This is a genomic window from Novosphingobium soli, assembly GCF_042432915.1.
Classification (GTDB): domain Bacteria; phylum Pseudomonadota; class Alphaproteobacteria; order Sphingomonadales; family Sphingomonadaceae; genus Novosphingobium; species Novosphingobium soli.
On record NZ_JBHLWK010000025.1, the window covers coordinates 109,808 to 127,106 of the forward strand.

General features: G+C 73.7%; 15 protein-coding genes and 1 riboswitch. Of the genes, 2 read left to right on the top strand and 13 right to left on the bottom strand.

Going from position 1 to position 17,299, the window contains the following annotated elements; translation table 11 throughout:
• Positions 1-363: 363 nt before the first annotated feature.
• The 9 genes from cobU to ACFFJC_RS18865 are packed head-to-tail and all read right to left on the bottom strand — an operon-like array spanning position 364 to position 8,901.
• Positions 364-873, bottom strand: coding sequence for a bifunctional adenosylcobinamide kinase/adenosylcobinamide-phosphate guanylyltransferase (gene cobU, locus ACFFJC_RS18825; protein ID WP_379488933.1), 510 nt, complete (start codon positions 871-873; stop codon positions 364-366).
• A complete protein-coding gene (locus tag ACFFJC_RS18830; RefSeq protein WP_379488934.1) occupies positions 870-2,324 on the bottom strand; it encodes a cobyric acid synthase in 1,455 nt (484 codons plus the stop codon). The genes cobU and ACFFJC_RS18830 overlap by 4 nt, the downstream gene beginning before the upstream one ends.
• Entirely contained in the window at positions 2,312-3,250 is a 939-nt protein-coding gene (gene cbiB, locus ACFFJC_RS18835) for an adenosylcobinamide-phosphate synthase CbiB (RefSeq protein ID WP_379488935.1), read from the bottom strand. Before cbiB ends, ACFFJC_RS18830 begins: the two co-directional genes overlap by 13 nt.
• Complete coding sequence (locus ACFFJC_RS18840; protein WP_379488936.1) at positions 3,243-4,238, bottom strand: aminotransferase class I/II-fold pyridoxal phosphate-dependent enzyme; 996 nt, start codon at positions 4,236-4,238, stop codon at positions 3,243-3,245. Before ACFFJC_RS18840 ends, cbiB begins: the two co-directional genes overlap by 8 nt.
• Positions 4,235-4,957: an adenosylcobinamide-GDP ribazoletransferase gene (locus tag ACFFJC_RS18845; protein WP_379488937.1), complete on the bottom strand. Its 723-nt coding sequence runs from the start codon at positions 4,955-4,957 to the stop codon at positions 4,235-4,237. Before ACFFJC_RS18845 ends, ACFFJC_RS18840 begins: the two co-directional genes overlap by 4 nt.
• Entirely contained in the window at positions 4,954-5,535 is a 582-nt protein-coding gene (locus ACFFJC_RS18850) for a histidine phosphatase family protein (RefSeq protein WP_379488938.1), read from the bottom strand. Before ACFFJC_RS18850 ends, ACFFJC_RS18845 begins: the two co-directional genes overlap by 4 nt.
• Positions 5,532-6,548: a nicotinate-nucleotide--dimethylbenzimidazole phosphoribosyltransferase gene (cobT, locus tag ACFFJC_RS18855; RefSeq protein WP_379488939.1), complete on the bottom strand. Its 1,017-nt coding sequence runs from the start codon at positions 6,546-6,548 to the stop codon at positions 5,532-5,534. The genes ACFFJC_RS18850 and cobT overlap by 4 nt, the downstream gene beginning before the upstream one ends.
• Positions 6,545-6,952, bottom strand: a complete 408-nt coding sequence (locus ACFFJC_RS18860; protein ID WP_379488940.1) for a DUF1636 domain-containing protein — start codon at positions 6,950-6,952, stop codon at positions 6,545-6,547. Before ACFFJC_RS18860 ends, cobT begins: the two co-directional genes overlap by 4 nt.
• Entirely contained in the window at positions 6,952-8,901 is a 1,950-nt protein-coding gene (locus tag ACFFJC_RS18865; RefSeq protein WP_379488941.1) for a TonB-dependent receptor plug domain-containing protein, read from the bottom strand. Before ACFFJC_RS18865 ends, ACFFJC_RS18860 begins: the two co-directional genes overlap by 1 nt.
• Positions 8,902-9,062: 161 nt before the next feature.
• A riboswitch (cobalamin riboswitch) is annotated at positions 9,063-9,251 on the bottom strand.
• Between the two features lie 171 nt (positions 9,252-9,422).
• On the opposite strand from ACFFJC_RS18865, the gene ACFFJC_RS18870 reads away from it, so the two are divergent.
• Together ACFFJC_RS18870 and ACFFJC_RS18875 are read left to right on the top strand one after the other, a co-directional pair.
• Positions 9,423-10,097 carry a hypothetical protein gene (locus tag ACFFJC_RS18870; RefSeq protein ID WP_379488942.1) on the top strand — a complete coding sequence of 225 codons (675 nt, stop codon included), beginning with the start codon at positions 9,423-9,425 and terminating at the stop codon, positions 10,095-10,097.
• 50 nt (positions 10,098-10,147) lie between these two features.
• A complete protein-coding gene (locus ACFFJC_RS18875) occupies positions 10,148-11,416 on the top strand; it encodes a cobyrinic acid a,c-diamide synthase CobB (protein ID WP_379488943.1) in 1,269 nt (422 codons plus the stop codon).
• On the opposite strand, the gene mdoH is transcribed toward ACFFJC_RS18875, so the two are convergent.
• The 4 genes from mdoH to ACFFJC_RS18895 all read right to left on the bottom strand — a co-directional run bounded on the left by mdoH (position 11,417) and on the right by ACFFJC_RS18895 (position 17,092).
• Complete coding sequence (gene mdoH / locus ACFFJC_RS18880; RefSeq protein ID WP_379488950.1) at positions 11,417-13,219, bottom strand: glucans biosynthesis glucosyltransferase MdoH; 1,803 nt, start codon at positions 13,217-13,219, stop codon at positions 11,417-11,419.
• 26 nt (positions 13,220-13,245) lie between these two features.
• On the bottom strand, positions 13,246-14,733 hold the full coding sequence (locus ACFFJC_RS18885; protein WP_379488951.1) for a glucan biosynthesis protein: 1,488 nt from the start codon (positions 14,731-14,733) through the stop codon (positions 13,246-13,248).
• A 93-nt stretch (positions 14,734-14,826) separates the two neighbouring features.
• Positions 14,827-16,044 (bottom strand): efflux RND transporter periplasmic adaptor subunit, encoded by a 1,218-nt coding sequence (locus ACFFJC_RS18890; protein WP_379488944.1) that lies wholly within the window; start codon positions 16,042-16,044, stop codon positions 14,827-14,829.
• Positions 16,037-17,092, bottom strand: coding sequence for a TolC family protein (locus ACFFJC_RS18895; protein ID WP_379488945.1), 1,056 nt, complete (start codon positions 17,090-17,092; stop codon positions 16,037-16,039). The genes ACFFJC_RS18890 and ACFFJC_RS18895 overlap by 8 nt, the downstream gene beginning before the upstream one ends.
• Positions 17,093-17,299: the final 207 nt, after the last annotated feature.

Below are 17,299 nucleotides of genomic sequence, written 5' to 3' on the forward strand. Positions count from 1 at the left end.
CCTCCTCCAGGCTGCCGCGCCGACATCCAGGCGCGCAGGGACCCGGTCCCTGCGCGCCTGCTTGCGTGTGGGGCTGCTCCGCACCTGCGGCCTCGTCCCCGTTCTCCCAGACCGCTCAGGCTGAGCCTGTCGAGGGCTCCGCGGCCGCGCGCGGGCATCCTTCGACAAGCTCAGGATGAGCGGGTGGTGTTCAGGTGGAGCGGGGATGGTGTTCAGGTTGAACGGGATGGCGCTCAGGATGAGCGGAATGGTGTTCCGCACCCGTGGCCTCGTCCCCCACTCCCCCGATCCGCTCAGCCTGAGCCTGTCGAAGGCCCCGCGGCCGCGCATCCATCCTGCAACAAACGCTACGTCGGCCGCGGGTCACTTCAGCCGCAGCGGCAGTCCGGCGGCGACGAACTGGACTTCGCCGGCCTGCGCCGCCACCGCCTGGTTGAGTCGCCCCGCCTCGTCCCGGAAACGGCGGGCGAGCGCGTTGTCGGGCACGATGCCGAGCCCCACTTCGTTCGCCACCAGGACCAGCGGGCAGGGGCAGCGCGCCATCGCGGCGCCCAGCGCGGCGGTGGCAGCGTCGCGCGGGAGATCGGCGAGCATCAGGTTGGTGAGCCAGAGCGTCAGGCAGTCGACCAGGATCGCGTCGGCCGCACGCGCGGCGCGGTCGATGGCGCCGGCAAGGTCGAGCGGCTCCTCCAGCGTGGTCCAGCGATCACCGCGATCCTCGCGGTGGCGGGCGATGCGCTCGTCCATCTCGGCGTCGAGCGCCTGCCCGGTGGCGATGTAGGCCAGCGTGCCCGGGTGGGCCTCCAGCCGCTGCTGCGCGTAGCGGCTCTTGCCCGAGCGCGCGCCGCCCAGCACCAGCAACGCCCCGCTCATGCCGCGCCCCCGGCCAGCGCCAGCAGCCCGTCGACGTCGAGGTGGCGCTCGATCGCGTCTGCCAGCGCATCGAGCGCCGCGTCGACCCGGGCGGACTGGTCGAAGCCTTCGGACTGCACCCCCAGGCGGCCGAGCAGCGCCCCGCGCAGTCCCGGCGCGGCGAGGAGGCCGTGGCAGTAGGTGCCGAGCACCAGGCCATCGGCGCTGACGGCGCCGTCGTCGCCGCTCTCGAGCCGTGCGAAGGGGCGGGCGGCGTCGGGCCCGGTGGTCACGCCCATGTGCATCTCGTAGCCGGTGAAGGCGGCGCCCAGGCCGGTGCCGGCCACCTCGCGCAGTGCCTTGCGGTCGCCCAGCACGGTCGCGACGTCCAGCAGGCCGAGGCCGGGCGCCTCGCCGGGCGGACCCTCGAGCCCGAGCGGGTCGGCCACCGAGCGGCCGAGCATCTGGTAGCCGCCGCAGATCCCCAGCACCGCGCCGCCTCGGCGATGGTGCGCCAGGATGTCGATGTCCCAGCCCTCCTGCCGCAGGAACGCGAGGTCGGCCAGGGTCGCCTTCGATCCGGGCAGCACCACCAGCGTCGCCCCTGCCGGGATCGGCGTGCCGGGGGGGATCATCGCCACCTCGACGCCGGGCTCCTGGCGCAGCGGGTCGAGATCGTCGAAGTTGGCGATGCGCGGCAGGATCGGGCAGGCGACGAGGCGCTTGCCGGCGCGCGCGCCGAGCCCGCGCTCGAGCACCACCGCGTCCTCGCTGGGCAAATGGGCGACGGCGGGAACCCACGGCAGCACGCCGAAGCCGCGCCAGCCCGACAGCCGGGCGATGGCGTCGTAGCCGTCGGCGAACAGCGCCGGGTCTCCGCGGAACTTGTTGATGAGGAAGCCGCGGATCATCGCCGCGTCCGCCGGGTCGAGCACCGCGCGGGTGCCGGCCACCGCGGCGATGACGCCGCCGCGGTCGATGTCGCCGGCCAGCACCACGGGCGTGCCGGTGGCGCGCGCGAAGCCCATGTTGGCGATGTCGCCGGCGCGCAGGTTGATCTCCGCGGGGGAGCCGGCACCCTCGACGATGACGAGGTCGCAGCGCGCCTCCAGCCGGCGGTAGCTCGCCAGCACCTCGGGCAGGAGCGGGCGGCGCGCCTCGCGGAAGTTGGCGGCGCCCAACGTGCCGCGCACCTGGCCATGGACGACCAGCTGCGAGGTGCGGTCGGCCTGCGGCTTGAGCAGCACCGGGTTCATGTCGACGTGGAGCGGCGCCCGCGCGGCGAGGGCCTGCAGCGCCTGCGCGCGCCCGATCTCCCCGCCCTCGGGCGTGACCGCGGCGTTGTTCGACATGTTCTGCGGTTTGCACGGCAGCACGCGCAGCCCGCGGTTGGCGGCGGCGCGGCACAGCCCGGCGACGAGCACCGACTTGCCGACGTCCGAGCCGGTCCCCTGCAGCATCAGCCCAGCCATGCAAACCCCAAGGCAATCGCTCCCAGAACGATGCAGGCGCGCCGATAGATCGACAGCGCCCGCGCCAGGTCGCGCGGGCCCGCATCGCGGCCGTCCTCGCCGATCCAGGGCTTGGGGGCAAGCACGCCGTCGTAGGCGATCGGGCCGGCCAGCCGCACCCCCAGCGCCCCGGCCATCGCCGCTTCCGGCCAGCCGGCGTTGGGCGAGGCGTGGCGGGCATGGTCGCGCGCCAGGGTGCGCCAGCCGCCCCCGCCGGCCAGGCACAGCAGCACGGCGGCGAGGCGCGCCGGCACCAGCATGACGAGATCGTCGGTGCGCGCCGCCGCCCAGCCGTAGGCGCGGAACGGCTCCTCGCGATGGCCGACCAGGCTGTCGGCGGTGTTGATCGCCTTGAGCGCCCAGGCCCCCGGCAGGCCCAGCACGAGCAGCCAGAACAGCGGCGCCACCACCCCGTCGCAGAAGCTTTCGGCGAGGCTCTCGATGGCGGCGCGCGCGACGCCCGGCGAGTCGAGCGCGGCGGTGTCGCGCCCCACGATCATGCTCACCGCCTGCCGCGCCCCGGGCAGGTCGCCGGCCCCAAGCGCGCGCAGGATCGGGCGGACGTGATCGTCGAGGCTGCGCGCCGCGATCGCGGGCCAGGCGAGCAGGGCCAGGAGCGGCCAGGCCAGCGGGCCGGCGCAGGCCCGCACCATCGCTTCCACGGCCGCCGCGGCCCCGGCGGTGAGCGCGACCAGCAGGACCATGGCGAGGATCCCCGCGCGGCGCCGGCGGACGGCACCGTCCTCGGCCCGGTTCCAGCGCCGCTCGCACCCCGCGATGATGCGCGCGAACAGGCCGACGGGGTGCCCCGTGCGCGCGTGGAGCCAAGCCGGCCAGCCCAGCAGCGCCTCGATCGCCAGCGCGGCGGCGGCGACCGGCTCAGCCATCGCCCGCCCCGTGCGCCAAAGCCCGGTCCAGCCGCGCCAGCGCCGCGCTCGCGGCCGGCACGCCGAGGCGCAGCGCGTCGGGCCGCTCGGAAAAGGGACGGGTGAGGATGCGCGCGGCGGCGAGCCGCTCGAACAGCCCCGCCGCATCGCATCCGGTGACGTAGCGGAACAGCGGGCAGGCGCCCTGCGGCATCAGGCCATGGCGCCGCAGCACGGCATCGAGCGCCGCGGCCCGGCGCGGCAGCTCGGCGCGGGTCGCGGCGATCCAGGCCGCGTCCGCGTAGGCGGCGCGCCCGATCGCCAGCGCCCCGGCGTGGACCGGCCAGCTCCCGACGAGGGCGCGGACCCGCGCCAGGAGCGGGGGAGGGCCCAGCAGGAAGCCCAGCCGCAGCCCGGCGAGGCCGAAGAACTTGCCGAAGGAGCGCAGCACGATCAGCTCCGGCCGCACGCCGGCCTGCGCGGCCACGCTCGCCTCGGGATGGCAGTCGGCAAACGCCTCATCCACGACCAGCCAGCCTCCGGCCCCCGCGATGCGCGTGCTCCAATCGAGGATCTCGGCCGAACTGCGAAGCGCGCCGTCCGGGTTGTTCGGGTTGGCCAGCACCACGGTCTCGGCTCGGGCGGGCGTCTCCCCGAAGGCGATCGGCCGCGACGTCGCGAAGGCCTCGGCATGGGTGCGATAGGCCGGCACCAGCGCGCGGCCCGGCGCGCCCAGGAGCAGGCCGAGCAGCCGCAGTGCCGTCTCGCTTCCGGGGACCGCGCAGACCACGGCGGGATCGGCGCCGAAGCTGCGGCCGGCGGCGTGCTCGAGCGCGGCGAGGGCGCCGGGGTCGGGCAGCGCCGACCAGTCGCAGGGCGGCGCGCGGTCCAGCGGCCAGGACACCGGGTTGAGGCCGGTCGAAAGGTCGAGCCAATCGCCGGGCGCGCCCCCGAACCGGGCGGCAGCTTCGGCCAGGCGCCCGCCGTGGTGCAGGAACGCCGCCGTCATCCTGCCAGCACCAGCGCACCGAGGAGCACGGTCTCGACGATCTCTATGCCCGCGCCGTGCCCGTCTCCCGAGATGCCGCCGATCCGGCTGCGCAGCCACCAGCCCCAAGCGGGGACGGCGAGGAACAGCACCAGCAGCGGCAGCGCCAGCACGAGCGCGGCGGCGACGGCGACCGCGCTCCAGAGCGCCAGGTGAAGCGGGGCGACGCCGCTGCGGAAGCGGCTTGCCAGCCCGTGGTGGAGCGGCGGGAGGAACAGCGTCCAGGCAATCGGGGCGACGCGCGCCAGCACCGGCACCGCGGTTAGCGCCGCCGCCTGCGCGCCGGGCTGCGCGCCGGGCAGCGCGTGGAGCAGGACGAGCTTGGCCAGGAGCTGCAGCACGATCGCGACCACGGCAAAGCTGCCGAGGTGCGGGTCCGCCATCACCGCCGAGAGCCGTTCCCGCCCGCCATGCGCGGCGCCGGCGCCGTCGGCCACGTCGCCGAGGCCGTCGAGGTGGAGCGCGCCGGTGATCGCGACCCAGGCCAGGAGCGCGGCGATGGCGGCAAGCCAGGGGTCGCGCGCTTGCAGCGCCCACCAGGGCAGGGCGACGGCGGCGCCGACCGCGAGGCCGGCGACCGGGAACCAGCGCATGGCGGCGGCGAAGTCGTCCGCGTCGGCGCGGACCGCGGGCAGCGGCAGCCGCGTCAGGAACTGCACCGCCAGCACCAGCCGCCTCATGCGGCCAGCCCGACGATCTGCGCCACCGGTCCCGGCGAACCGGGTTCGGGCGAGGGCCAGAGGCGGAGGCTGAGCACGCTGGCGTAGGGCAGGTCGAAGGCCCAGGCCTGGCGGTGGTCCATCGCACAGAGCACGGCGAGCGCGGCCCGCATCGCACCGCCGTGGGTGACCACCAAGGTGGGCGCCTCGATCTGCGCCAGCGCGGCTCCGACGCGGGCGCGGGCCTGCGACCAGCGCTCCCCGCCCGGCGGTGGATGAGCCTCCGGATCGTCCCAGAAGCGCGCATGAGCGGCGGCATCGGCTTCGTGCGGGGCCAGCCCGGTCCACGCGCCGAAGTCGAGCTCGCGCCAGCGGGCGTCCACCGCGTGGGGCAGGGCGCGGGAGGCGGCGATGTCCCGCGCGGGGATGACCGCGCGGGCGAGGTCGGAGGAGACCACCCGCTCGAAGGCCAGCTTTTCCGCCTGCGCCAGGCAGGCCGCGACCCCGGCGGGCAGGGGCGCCTCGTCCGCATGGCCGAGCAGCAGGCCCGGCCGGACGGGCACGCCATGGCGCAGGAGGTGGACGGCGATGCCGCTCATTGCGGGCCGGCCACCGCCGCTTCCTCGAAGGTGGCCATCTCGCCGTGTGTCGCCAGCGCCGCGCGGACGATCGGCACGGCCAGCGCCGCTCCGGTCCCTTCGCCCAGCCGCAGCCCCAGCCGCAGCAGCGGGTCGAGCCCGAGGCGCGCCAGCAGCGTCCCGTGCGCCGCCTCGGCCGAGCAGTGGGCGGCGAGGCAGTGCTCGGTGAAGCGGGGATTGTCCTGCGCCAGCGGCACGATCGCGGCGCAGGCGATGAAGCCGTCGAGCAGGACCGGGATCCGCTCCAGCCGGGCCGCCAGGATGGCGCCGGCCATCGCCGCGATCTCGCGCCCACCCAGATGGCGCAGGGTCTCGAAGGCATCGGTGCAGGCGCGGCCGTGAAGGGTCAGCGCGGCGGAGACCGCCGCCGCCTTGCGGTCTAGGCCGGCATCGTCGAGGCCGGTGCCGCGTCCGATCCAGTCGCGCGCGAGGCCGCCCAGCGCCTGCGCGCAGAGCGCGGCGGCGGGCGTGGTGTTGCCGATACCCATCTCACCCACGACCAGCAGCTGCGTGCCGGGACGCACCGCGGCGGCGCCCCGCTGGAGCGCGTCGAGGCACTCTTCGGCGGTCATCGCCGGCGCGCGCGTGATGTCGCCGGTGGGGCGGTCGAGCTCGAGGGGCACCACCGACAGTTCGGCGCCGCAAGCCCGGGCCAGGGCGTTGATGGCGGCGCCGCCGGCCTCGAAGTTGGCGACCATCTGCGCGGTGACTTCGGGGGGATAGGCGCTCACGCCCTGCGCGGTGACGCCGTGGTTGCCGGCGAAGACCACCGCCTGCACCGCGTCGGCGCGCGGCCGCTCGCTGGCCTGCCAGCCCGCCATGAACGCCGCGATCTCCTCCAGCCGGCCGAGCGCCCCGGACGGCTTGGTGAGGCGGGCCTGCCGCTCCAGCGCCGCGGTGCGGCTGGCGGCGTCGGCGCGGGGCAGGGCGGCGAGCGCGGCGGCGAAGGCGGCGGGATCGGAAAACGGCGTCATGTGCAGACGTATCCTTCCGGCGGGGTGCGGGTGATGAAGTGGCCTTTCACGCCGTCCGGCCATTCGCGATAGGGCACCTGGCCTTCGGCGCTGGCGGCGTGGCGGACCGCGTAGCCGAGGATGGCGCGCGCAGCGTCCTCCCCGGGCACGAAGTCCCCCAGCACGTAGCCCACCTTGCCCGGCGCGCGGATGTGGACGGTACAGTGCCGGCTGCAGGCGAACAGGCAGGGCATCGCCTGGATCGCAATACCCTGCAGTGCGGGGTCCGCGGCCTGGACGGCGCGCAGGGCGTCCTCCAGCACCGCCCCGCCGCGCCGGCCCCGCTCGTCCTCGCGTGCATCGGCGCCGAGGCGGCAGGTGCTGCATACGACCACCGAAGGGCCGGCATCGACGGGTTGCAGCATCAGAAGCGACTCCTCATTCCCAGGTAGACGGTCCGGCCCAGCGTCGAATAGCCGCTGACCGTCTCGTAGTCCTCATCGGCCAGGTTCTCCACCCGGCCCTGCACGATCAGCCCTTCGGCGACTTGCCACTGCGCGCGCAGGTCCACCAGCCAGTAGTCGTCCAGCTTGGCGGTTCCCGTCGCGGCGTTGTAGCTCTCCCCCGCGTACCGCGCGGCGATGCTGGCGCGCAGCCCCTGCGGCAGCGCCACGCCGGCCTCCGCGTTGGCGAGGTGGCGCGGCACCCGCTGGAGCTGGCGGCCCAGCGTGCTGCTGCCGGGGGTGCGGTCCTCCGCCTCGATCCAGCTGTAGTTGCCGTTGGCGAAGAACGCGCCCCAGCGCCCCTCGGCCGACAGCTCGAGCCCGTGCGCCTCGGCGCGGCGGACGTTGGCGTAGTAGCCGAAGCGGGTGGTCTGGGTACCCGGGACGTAGCAATCGGCGGGCAGCGCGCCGCTGGTGGGGCAGTAGGCGAAGTCGATCAGGTTGTCGGTGTCGCGCTGGAACCAGGTGGCGGAGAGACGCAGCGCCTCGCCGAAGCGGCGCTCGGCGCCCACCTGCCACCCCTTCGCCCGCTCCGGCGCGAGGCCGGCGGCGCCGTAGTCGCTGAACATCTGGTAGAGCGAGGGGGCCTTGTAGCCCTCGTCGTAGCTGGCGCGCAGGACGCTGGCGCCGCCGTCCGGGGTATAGACGGCGCCCGCGCTCACCACGGTGTTGCCGCCGAAGCGCGACTGGTGGTCGTAGCGTGCGCCGGCGTCGAGGGTCAGCCCGCGCAAGGGCGTCGCGCGCAGCTGGCCGTAGACGCTGTCGGTGTCGACCGATTGCGGCGTCAGGACGTAGGGCGTCGTGCTGTTGGCGGGGGAGGCGGTGGTCATCCGCTGTTCCTCGCGCTCCAGGCCGAACACCGCGTCCACCGCACCCGAGATGGCGTACGTGCCCTGGTACTCGTAGCGGCGCACGCGGCCGTGGGCGTCGAAGGTGACCTGCCGGATGGAGCGCGCCGGATCGAAGTTGGCGCGGTCGGTCTCGTTCTGCAGCACGGCCACGCGGTTGGTCAGGCGGCCACCGAGCAGGGCGAAGTTGAGCCCGGCATAGCCCGTCCATTCCTCGGTGGTGCCATAGGCCCGCGTGTCTCCGCTGGTGCCGTCGAAGTCGTTACGCGAATCGGACCAGTAGCCGCGCAGGTCGAGGCTGACGCCGGGCGCCAGGCGCAGCGTCGCCGTGCCGCTGGCGGCGCTGCGGGCGTAGCCGTCGTCCTCCTGCCCGTTGGAGCGCGCCGAGATGCCGTCGGTGACGAAGCGCGAGCCGGACAGCCGCCAGTCGAGCGCCTGCGAGCTGCCGCCCAGCCCCGCGCGGGCGGAGACGGTGTCGTGGGTTCCCGCCTCCACCGCCAGGCTCCCCTCCAGCGGCGCGACGGGGCGGCGGGTGCGCACGTTGACCACGCCGCCGATGGCGTCGCTGCCCCACAGGATCGACTGCGGCCCGCGCAGGATCTCGATGCGGTCGATGTCGTCGAGCAGGAGGTTGGAGAAGCCGTAGCCGGCCGCGGTGGAAGAGGGATCGGACAGGCGCATGCCGTCGATCACCATGACGCTCTGCCCGGCGTCGGCGCCGCGGATGCGCAGCGAGGTGGTGGTGCCGTAGCCGCCGTTGCGCGACAGGCTTATACCGGGCGTGCGCAGCAGCGCATCGGTGACGGCGATCGGCTGGATCGCGACGAGCGCGGGCTCGTCGAGCACGGTCACGGTGGCGGAGACCCGCTCGGAGGCGACCGGCGTGCGCAGCGAGGTGACGACGATGCGCTCGCCCGCGTCTTCCTCGCCTGCAGGACTGGAGGTAGGTGCGGGGGCCTGCGCGAAGGCAGGAGTGGCGGCGAGCGCGAGGCTCGCGGTGGCGATGGTCAGGTGTCTTGGCATTCGTAGTCCCTCCTGCAAGCGGCAATGCCCCGTAGCCCGGCGTCGTGCGGAGAAGGACAGGCGCGAAGCCGCGGTCCTTCCGCGCGGCGCAGCGCCGGCGAAGCTATGGCTGTCGTTGCGCGAGGATGTCCCCCCGTCCGGCCGGCACACCCTGTCCGGTCGAAGAACGACTGCGGCAGGCAGGTCTCCTGGCTCGCGGGTCGTTGCCGGTCCGGCCGCCTTCTCAGGGTCCGAAGCCCCAATGGCGAAATGGCCGGATGGCTCGCCGCTTACAGTTGCAGGGGCAGCCCGGGTCTTTCACCCGAGTTCCCTTTTGATCCCGCGAGGGAACCTGTCGCGGGCCGGCAACTATCGTGCGGAGCCGTGCTGCGCAAGGCCCCGATGCTTGCGCGCCGCGCGGAAGTGGCTTAAGCCGTTCATGCAACGGATGCCCGAGAGGGCATGATCGGTGGGGTCGACGCAAGTCGGGCCAGAACCCGGCCGTTGCTCCCGCCATCGCCAATCGGCCGGGCATCGCCGCGATGCTGTCCGGACTCGCCGGATCGCTGCGCGCGGCCCGCCTTGATCGTGTCGCCCGCCGCCTGTCGCCCGCCGTCCTTGCCCGGAGTGAAGCCATGGTCCGCCCCGACTATCCCGTCCGCCTCCAGGCCTGCGTCTTCGCGGTGCTGGCCGTGGTCATGCTGGCGACGCGGACGACAGCGGCCACCCACGTCCTGCACCTGCCCGAGACGAGCCTCGCCAGCTTCTTCGTGCTCGGCTACTTCGTCCGGCGGCTGGCCGGCTTCGCCACGCTGTTCGCATTGGCCTTCGCAATCGACGTGGCGGTGGTCGGAGCGAAGGGCTGGATGAGCTTCTGCCTCACGCCCGCTTATGGGATGCTGTTCCCCGCCTACGCGATGATGTGGGTGGCCGGGCGGATCGGGGCGGCCCGGCTGGAGGAGAGCGCAACCGACCTGATGCCGGCGCTGGTCCTGCTGACCGGCGCGACGCTGTCGTCGCAGATCCTGTCCAGCGGCGGCTTCTATTTCCTGAGCGGGCGTTTTCCCGACGCGAGCGTCGCGGGCTTCCTGCCCCGCCTCATGACCTACTTCCCCTACGTGCTGGTCGCCACGCTGGGGTGGACGGGCGTGGCGGCGATCGCCTGGGGCATGGTCCTGGGCTTTCACCCGAGCCTGCGCAAGCGGCCGGTCCGGTGAGCGCGGGCCCGGCAATCGCGCCCCCGGCAGTCGCCCGGTGTCCGGCGCTGATGGTCTCGGCGCCCGCCTCCGGGCAGGGCAAGACGCTGGTGACGGCGGCGCTGGCGCGGCGGCATCGCGCCGCCGGCCGCCGCGTGCGCGTGTTCAAGTGCGGGCCCGACTTCCTCGACCCGATGGTGCTGGAAGTCGCCAGCGGCGCGCCCGTCCACCAGCTCGATCTCTTCATGTGCGGCGAGGACGCGTGCCGGGCGCTGCTGCACGAGGCGGCCGTGGAAGCCGACCTGATCCTGGTGGAAGGGGTGATGGGCCTGTTCGACGGCGATCCCAGCGCGGCCGACCTGGCCGAGCGCTTCGGCCTGCCGGTGCTGGCGGTGCTCGACGGCTCGGCCATGGCGCAGACCTTCGGCGCCCTCGTCCACGGCCTTGCCAGCTATCGGCCGGGCCTGCACCTGCACGGCGCCATCGCCAACCGGGTCGGCACCGAGCGCCACGCCACGCTGCTCGCGGGCAGCCTTCCGCCCGGGGTGGCGTGGCTGGGGGCGCTGCCTCGCCACCCGGACGTGGTGCTGCCGGAACGCCACCTCGGCCTCGTCCAGGCAGGCGAAGTGCCCGACCTGGACGCGCGGCTGGACCGTGCCGCGTCGCTCCTGCCGGCGGACTGCCTGACGCTGCCGCCGGAGGTCGCCTTCTCCCCGGGGCGGGACGGCGCGCCCGCCGGCGGGCTGGAAGGCCGGCGTATCGCCATTGCGCGGGACGAGGCCTTCGCCTTCGTCTACCCGGCGAACCTGCGCTGGCTGCAGCGTTCGGGCGCGCGCCTTGCGTTCTTCTCGCCCCTGCACGATGCGCGGCTGCCGGATTGCGATGCGCTGTGGCTCCCGGGCGGCTATCCCGAGCTGCACCTGGAAGCGCTGGCGGGCAACGCGACGATGCTCGCCGCGATTCGCGCCCACCACGCGGCCGGCAAGCCGATCCTGGCCGAATGCGGGGGCCTACTCTACGCCTGCTCCACGCTCGACGATGGACGCGGCCGGCGCGCGGAGATGCTGGGCATCCTGCAGGGGACGGCGACGATGCAGCCGCGGCTGGCGGCACTCGGAATGCAGGAGATCGCGCTGGAGGGCGGCGCGCTGCGCGGTCATACCTTCCACTACTCGCGGCTCGCCACGCAAGTGGCTCCCGCCGCGCAGGCGGTCACGCCCGACGGCAGGCCCGGCGAAGCGCTCTACCGGGAGGGCTCGCTCACGGCGAGCTACATGCATTTCTACTTCCCTTCCGCGCCCCGGGCCGCGGAGCGGCTGTTCGGAGTCCGGCCCGCCTGATCAGGCCTCCACCAGGCTCGCGGTACCAGCGGGCAGGGCGGGAGGCGGGGTGCCGCTCTCGGCCAGGTCGGTGATCCCCGGTTCGGGAACGCGAAACACCTTGGCCCGCGCGGCACGGCGGCCCAGGTTCTCGCTGGACGACAGGCTGATGAGCCAGGGGGAGGCGAACAGGCCGGCGATGATGGGCAGCAGCCACAAGGCGGTCATGGTGTCGAGGAACACCGTCGAGGCCAGCGCCGCGCCGAGCAGCAGGTGCTCGCGCAAGTCCGGCAGGACCTCGCGGACGGTGATGCGGCGGGCGTCGCGCGTCTGCGTGTTCCATCCCGCCGAGATACCGAGCAGCAGCCCCAGCAGCGCCTTGGTCTGCGTCACCATGGTGATCGGCGCCAGCAACATGCTGAGCACGATCTCGACCGCCACCGAGCGCAGGATCGCGCCGGTGCCGCCGAAGCTCGCGCGGCGGGCACGATCGGCGAGCATCCAGGTCGTGCCCATCACCTTGGGACCGAACAGCAGGACGACGGTCAGCGCCAGCACGCTCGGCGGCGCCAGCGTGACGAAGCCGCCGGTGTCGCGCGTCGCGACCTGGCCGATCATGGTCAGGATCAGCAGCAGCCAGCCTGGCGAGGTCAGGTAGGCGGAAGCGCCGATCAGCAGGTGCAGGCGGCTGGCCCAGTGCAGCCCCGAGGCTCCGAGCAGCTGCAGGTGCTGCAGATTGCCCTGCATCCAGCGCCGGTCGCGGATGGCGAGGTCGACGATGGTAGGCGGGAATTCCTCGTAGCTGCCGCCGATCATCACCATGTGGACGGCCCAGCCGCGCCGGCGCAGCAACGCCGATTCGAGCATGTCGTGGCTGAGGATGTGGCCGCCGAAGGGCGGCTTGCCGGGCAGCTCGGGCAGGCCGCAGGATTCGGCGAAGGCGCGCGTGCGCACGATCGCGTTGTGGCCCCAGAAGTTCGCCTCCGCGCCGGACCACCACAGCAGCCCGGCCGAGGCGATCGGTCCGTAGGCCTCGCTGGCGAACTGCATCCAGCGCTGGAACAGCGTGCGCGCGTTGGTGATCATCGGCACCGTCTGCAGCAGGCCGATGGAGGGACGCTCCTCCATGATCGAGGCCATGCCAACGATGGTCTCGCCGCTCATCATCGAATCGGCGTCCAGCACCAGCATGGTCTCGTAGGCGGCGCCGAAGCGGCGGACCCAGTCGGCGATGTTGCCGGGCTTGCGCGCGATGTTCTGCTCGCGGCGGCGATAGTAGACCGCCACCGGCGCCTCGCGCACCAGTTCGCGCCAGGCGGCCTCCTCGCGCTTGCCGTGGAAGGGATTGGAATCGCTGAGCACGAAGAAGTCGATCCAGGGCGCGCCGCCGGCCTCGGCGATCGAGAAGGCCATCGCCCGGACCCGTGCGAAGACCTCCTCCACGCTCTCGTTGTAGACGGGCATCAGCACGGCCGTCCTGTGGCGCAGGCTGGTGGCGGGGCTGGGCAATGCGGTGAAGCCCGGATGCTCGCCGGTAATCAGCTTGAGGAAGCCGATCGTCGAGGTGACGAAGCCGAAGGCGATCCAGCAGAACAGGGGGACGAAGAACGCCAGCAGCGCCACTTCGACCGCGTCCAGCCCGTCGCGCGAAAGCTCCAGCCGCACCGTGCTCGATGCGGCGAGCCCGATCACGGCGGTGAGCGCGATCAGCAGCAGGCGCTTGACCATCATCCCGTGCGGCGCGGTCAGCACCTCGCGCTGGCCCGGCGGGTTGCCGTAGAGGTTCTGGACCGGCATCGCCATTGGCGCTTCGGGCGGGGTCATCGGCGGGTGGGGCACGGCGGTGATACTCACGTTTCGATGGCCTTGATCACGGTCTCGCTCAGCGCGGCGTCGCCCCGCTTGAGGTAGAGCCGGAACTGCGGCTGCTTCACCTGGTCCACCCGAAGGTCGATCATCGCGCGCCAGCGCCCCTCCGCGCCGGCCACCGGGTAGGCGGAGGCGGCCGCGACCGCCGCCTGTGGCAGGTCGGTCTGGGGCACCAGGCCGCTGGTGCGGTCCAGCCCGGCGAGCGCCGGCCCGGCGAAGTCGAACACGAACTTGCGCACGCCGTTCGCCGGCGGCGCGCCGGGGATGCCTCCCGGCCCGTCGTAGACGTCGACGCAGCGGGCGGTGCCGTCGGCGCTCGGGTCGCTGGAGGTCCAGGTCAGCCGGTATGCGACGTCGCGCCGCTCGCCGGCGCGGGCCGGGCGGTCGCCCTTCCAGAACACGGCGATGTTGTCGAGCGTCTCGCTCGCCGTCGGCATCTCGTAGAGGCACACGGCGCCCGGGCCCCAGTCCCCCTGCGGCTCGACCCAGAGCGAGGGTCGGCGGTCGTAGAACACCCCGTCGTCCTGGTAGTGGTCGAACGCCTGGTCGCGCTGCAGCAGACCGAACCCGCGCGGCGAATCGGCGCGCAGCGAGTGGAGCCGGGGCACCGGCGGATTCTCCAGCGGCCGCCAGATCCGCTCGCCGTTGCCGGCCCAGATCGCCAGCCCGTCCGAATCGTGGATCTCGGGCCGCCAGTCGCGCCGGGCGGCGGCGGCGGACTGGTCGTACCAGAACATGCTGGACGCCGCCGCGAGGCCGAGCTGTTCCACATTGCGCCGCAGGAAAAGCGCCGCCTTGATGTCCTGGACCACGCTGCCCGCGGTCTTGCGGCAGTCGAAGGCATAAGCCCCCGCCAGGCTCGGCCCGTCGAGCAGCGCGTGGATGCGCAGCGCGTCGGCGCCGGTCTGCTCGATCCAGAACTGGGTGAAGGCAGGAAACTCCTCCTCCCGCGCCAGACCGGTGTCGATCGCCAGCGCCCTGGCCGATAGGCCGTACTGGTCGCGCGAGCCGGACGAGCGGAAGTAGCTGGCGCCCTGGAACGCCAGCCAGTCGCTGCGCCCGGACGGGTCCATCACCCGGAAGCCGACCGGATCGGCGCGGCCGCTGCCGACGAACAGGCCGCTGGTGTCGGTGATCTCGCGCGCCTGGCCGCCTTCGACGATGGCGATCCGCACAGCCTTGGGCGCGGTGTCGCGCACCGCCGGCAGCAGTCGCACATTGCCGGCGACCGCCTGCGCCTCGCCATAGGTCAGCCGCACCGCCGCGTCGTAATCCGCGGCGGCATGAGGGGAATCGGGCACAGCAACGTAGCCCCGGCGCGCCGCTGCGCGCGCCTCTGCCACCAGCCGGTCCCACGAGAACGGTTCGGGCGGGCCCATCCGGCCGGCGACGGCGGCTCTCAGCCCCCCCGGCACGGCCCCGGCCGCCACCAGGGCAGCCACGAGACCGACGGCCCCGCGACGCGAAATCTGCACGCGATCAGACAGGTTGGCTACCTCTGTTGCCCAGCTACATCGATGCCCATACGCATGGACGACGTTATAGTTGCACCTGCGAAGCTTTCACGGGCCTGACCGGGCCGTGCCGTTCGTCGCGTCCCGCCAACCGGTGATCACCGGATCGCCGGGTGCCAGGCCGTTGGCGAAGACCTCGGTGCGCTTCCCGTCGCTGGCGCCCACGGTGACGTAGACCCGCCGGGGCTCGCCGTCGTCGAGCACATAGATGCGATCCCGGCGCCGGCCAGGGCCCGGGGCGGGCTCGAACGCAAGTGCAGCATCGGGCACCAGCAGGACGTTGCGCCGCGCCGGAAGTTCGATCTCGACGGTGGCCGGCATCCCCGGCCGCACTTGCGGATCGGGGTGCTCGATGGTGAACACCGCCCGGGGCGGGGCGACCTGTGGCGGCGGACTCACGCGCAGCAGCGTCAGCGTCGCGGCTTGCGGCGCGTCGGGCAGGCTGTCCACTCGCACCTGTGCCGGCGTTCCCGCGCGGATGGGCTCGGCCGGCTGCACGGCCAGCGGCACTTCCATGGTGAGCGGGGCAAGGCCGGCGGCGATGGTGAACAGCGGCTGGTGCTCCGTCACCGCCTGTCCCGGCCGGGCATGGCGCATCGACAGCATGCCGGCGATCGGCGCGCGCACTTCCGAGCCGGCCCGCCGCGCCTCGTCCTCGCGCAGCTGCAGGCGCGCCGTCTCCACGTCGGCACGGGCGGCTTCGACCGTGATCGCCGCCCGGCGCGCTTCCGCGCGGGCGTGCTCCATCTCGTTGAGCGAAGGTGCCCGGCCGCCCGACCGCCGCCAGACGCTCTCGAAACGGGCGAGCCGCGCTGCCGTCTCCTGGGCCGAGACTTGGGCCGCCGCCAGCGCCGCGCGCGCCGCGGTCAGCTGGCTGCGGTCGACGGCGAGCGCGCTCTGCACTTCCCCCGCGTCGATCCGCGCCAGCAGCTCGCCGCGCTCCACCGCGCCGTCGGTCTTGCCGGAAACCCAGACGATCCGTCCGGGTAGGCTTGCGAAGACGGTCACCTCGCCTGCACCCCTGATCTGCCCCCGTTCGGAGATGAGCGGAACCAGGTCTCCCCGCTCCACCGGGGCGGAGTAGTAGGGCGTGTCCTCGCCGTTGACGAAGCGCACGAAGAACGCGAGCGCGCCCAGCGCGGCCAGAGCCAGCACCAGCAGGCTGAGCCAGTGGCGCAGCACGCGCCGCGGCGCGGCCCCGAGCAGGGTATCGACCGGGGAATGCGGGTCCTCCTCGGTCACAGCGGCGGTCACAGGGTCAGTCACAGCCGGCGGTCACCGTGATGATTTCGGCCGATGCGTGCGGGTCGGGCACGATCGGATCGAGGCCCTCGCGCGCCCACGCCCCTTCGTGCGCCGACCACAGGTTGAGCGCCGCGGTCACCCGCCCGGCTCGCGCATCGACGAGGGCGAGCTCAACGGCGAGCGCCGCGGCTTCGGCGACGTAAAGCATGGCGAAGCTTCCGGCTCCCTCGCGGTAGGCGATGCGGGCGTCACGGGCGGTCCGGCGGGCCTCCCCCAGCGCCTGCGTCAACCGCGCCTCGCGCAGCACGGCCTCGGCCAGCGTGGCACGGCCGCCGTCGCCGGGCGTCGCCGTCTCCAGCGGATCGAGCGGGGGATCGGGCAGGGTGCCCGGGCTGCCGAGCCGCGCCGCCAGCGCGTCGGGCGCGGCTCCCACCAGGCGGGCGAGCTCGGCCATGGCGGCGTCGAGGCGGCCTTGCGCGAAGCCCAGCTCGCCGCGTGCGGTCTCGTCCTGCGAGCGGGCGAGCGAGCCGTCGATGGCGGAGACCAGCCCCGCCTCGCGCCGGAACTGCGCCACCTCGGCGTTGTCCTGGTACTGCCCGCGCAACGCCTCGCGCCGCGCGACATCCTGCTGGAGCCTTCGCACTTCCACGTAGGCGAAGGCGATCTGCCGGGCCAGCACCAGCCGGCGCGTGGCGATCCGTTCCACCCGCTCTTCGCGCGCGGCGGGGTTGGTCTGGCCGTCCTTGTCGCCGAGCAGGCGGCCCAGGCGCGAGACGATCCGGCGCGCGTCCCGTGCGGTCTCCAGGTCGTAGCGGCGAAGCGCGGCGACGCGGCACGAGACCTCGGGGCTGGCTGCAAGGCCATCCTCGATGAGCGCCGTCAGCAGGGGATCGCCCGCGTCGCGCCACCACGCGGCGCCGGAGGCGGGTGCGGGGGCCGCGCTCGCGCTGGAGGGTGGCGACGCGAGGGTCGGCTCTCCCCCCGTGCTTCGGCATCCCGCAGTCGCGAGCAGCAGTGCGGCCATCGCTGCCGCGCCCACGCGGGCGCCTGTTGGGATGTTCGTCGACACGGCATACGCGATAGCACCTGAGGCGGGCGAAGCAATCGTGCTGCGGTCGCGAAGGGATTCGGCTGCGGGGCGGCCCGTTCAGACGGTCCACGGCGGGCGGGGGCCGGGTTGCGAATGCCTCCGAACGCTTCATGAAACTTTTTTGAAAAAAGGGTTTGACCGAATCGGGGGTGGTCCTTAGAGGGCGCTTCACCGCAGCGGAACACG

Excerpts from the sequence above, each read along its gene's own strand:
- ACFFJC_RS18840 (WP_379488936.1), bottom strand. The coding sequence starts at position 4,238 with ATGACGGCGGCGTTCCTGCACCACGGCGGGCGCCTGGCCGAAGCTGCC.
- cbiB (WP_379488935.1), bottom strand. The coding sequence starts at position 3,250 with ATGGCTGAGCCGGTCGCCGCCGCCGCGCTGGCGATCGAGGCGCTGCTG.
- cobT (WP_379488939.1), bottom strand. The coding sequence starts at position 6,548 with ATGACGCCGTTTTCCGATCCCGCCGCCTTCGCCGCCGCGCTCGCCGCC.
- mdoH (WP_379488950.1), bottom strand. The coding sequence starts at position 13,219 with ATGACCCCGCCCGAAGCGCCAATGGCGATGCCGGTCCAGAACCTCTAC.
- ACFFJC_RS18865 (WP_379488941.1), bottom strand. The coding sequence starts at position 8,901 with ATGCCAAGACACCTGACCATCGCCACCGCGAGCCTCGCGCTCGCCGCC.
- ACFFJC_RS18875 (WP_379488943.1), top strand. The coding sequence starts at position 10,148 with ATGGTCTCGGCGCCCGCCTCCGGGCAGGGCAAGACGCTGGTGACGGCG.
- ACFFJC_RS18850 (WP_379488938.1), bottom strand. The coding sequence starts at position 5,535 with ATGAGCGGCATCGCCGTCCACCTCCTGCGCCATGGCGTGCCCGTCCGG.
- ACFFJC_RS18830 (WP_379488934.1), bottom strand. The coding sequence starts at position 2,324 with ATGGCTGGGCTGATGCTGCAGGGGACCGGCTCGGACGTCGGCAAGTCG.
- ACFFJC_RS18870 (WP_379488942.1), top strand. The coding sequence starts at position 9,423 with ATGCTGTCCGGACTCGCCGGATCGCTGCGCGCGGCCCGCCTTGATCGT.
- cobU (WP_379488933.1), bottom strand. The coding sequence starts at position 873 with ATGAGCGGGGCGTTGCTGGTGCTGGGCGGCGCGCGCTCGGGCAAGAGC.
- ACFFJC_RS18845 (WP_379488937.1), bottom strand. The coding sequence starts at position 4,957 with ATGAGGCGGCTGGTGCTGGCGGTGCAGTTCCTGACGCGGCTGCCGCTG.
- ACFFJC_RS18860 (WP_379488940.1), bottom strand. The coding sequence starts at position 6,952 with ATGCTGCAACCCGTCGATGCCGGCCCTTCGGTGGTCGTATGCAGCACC.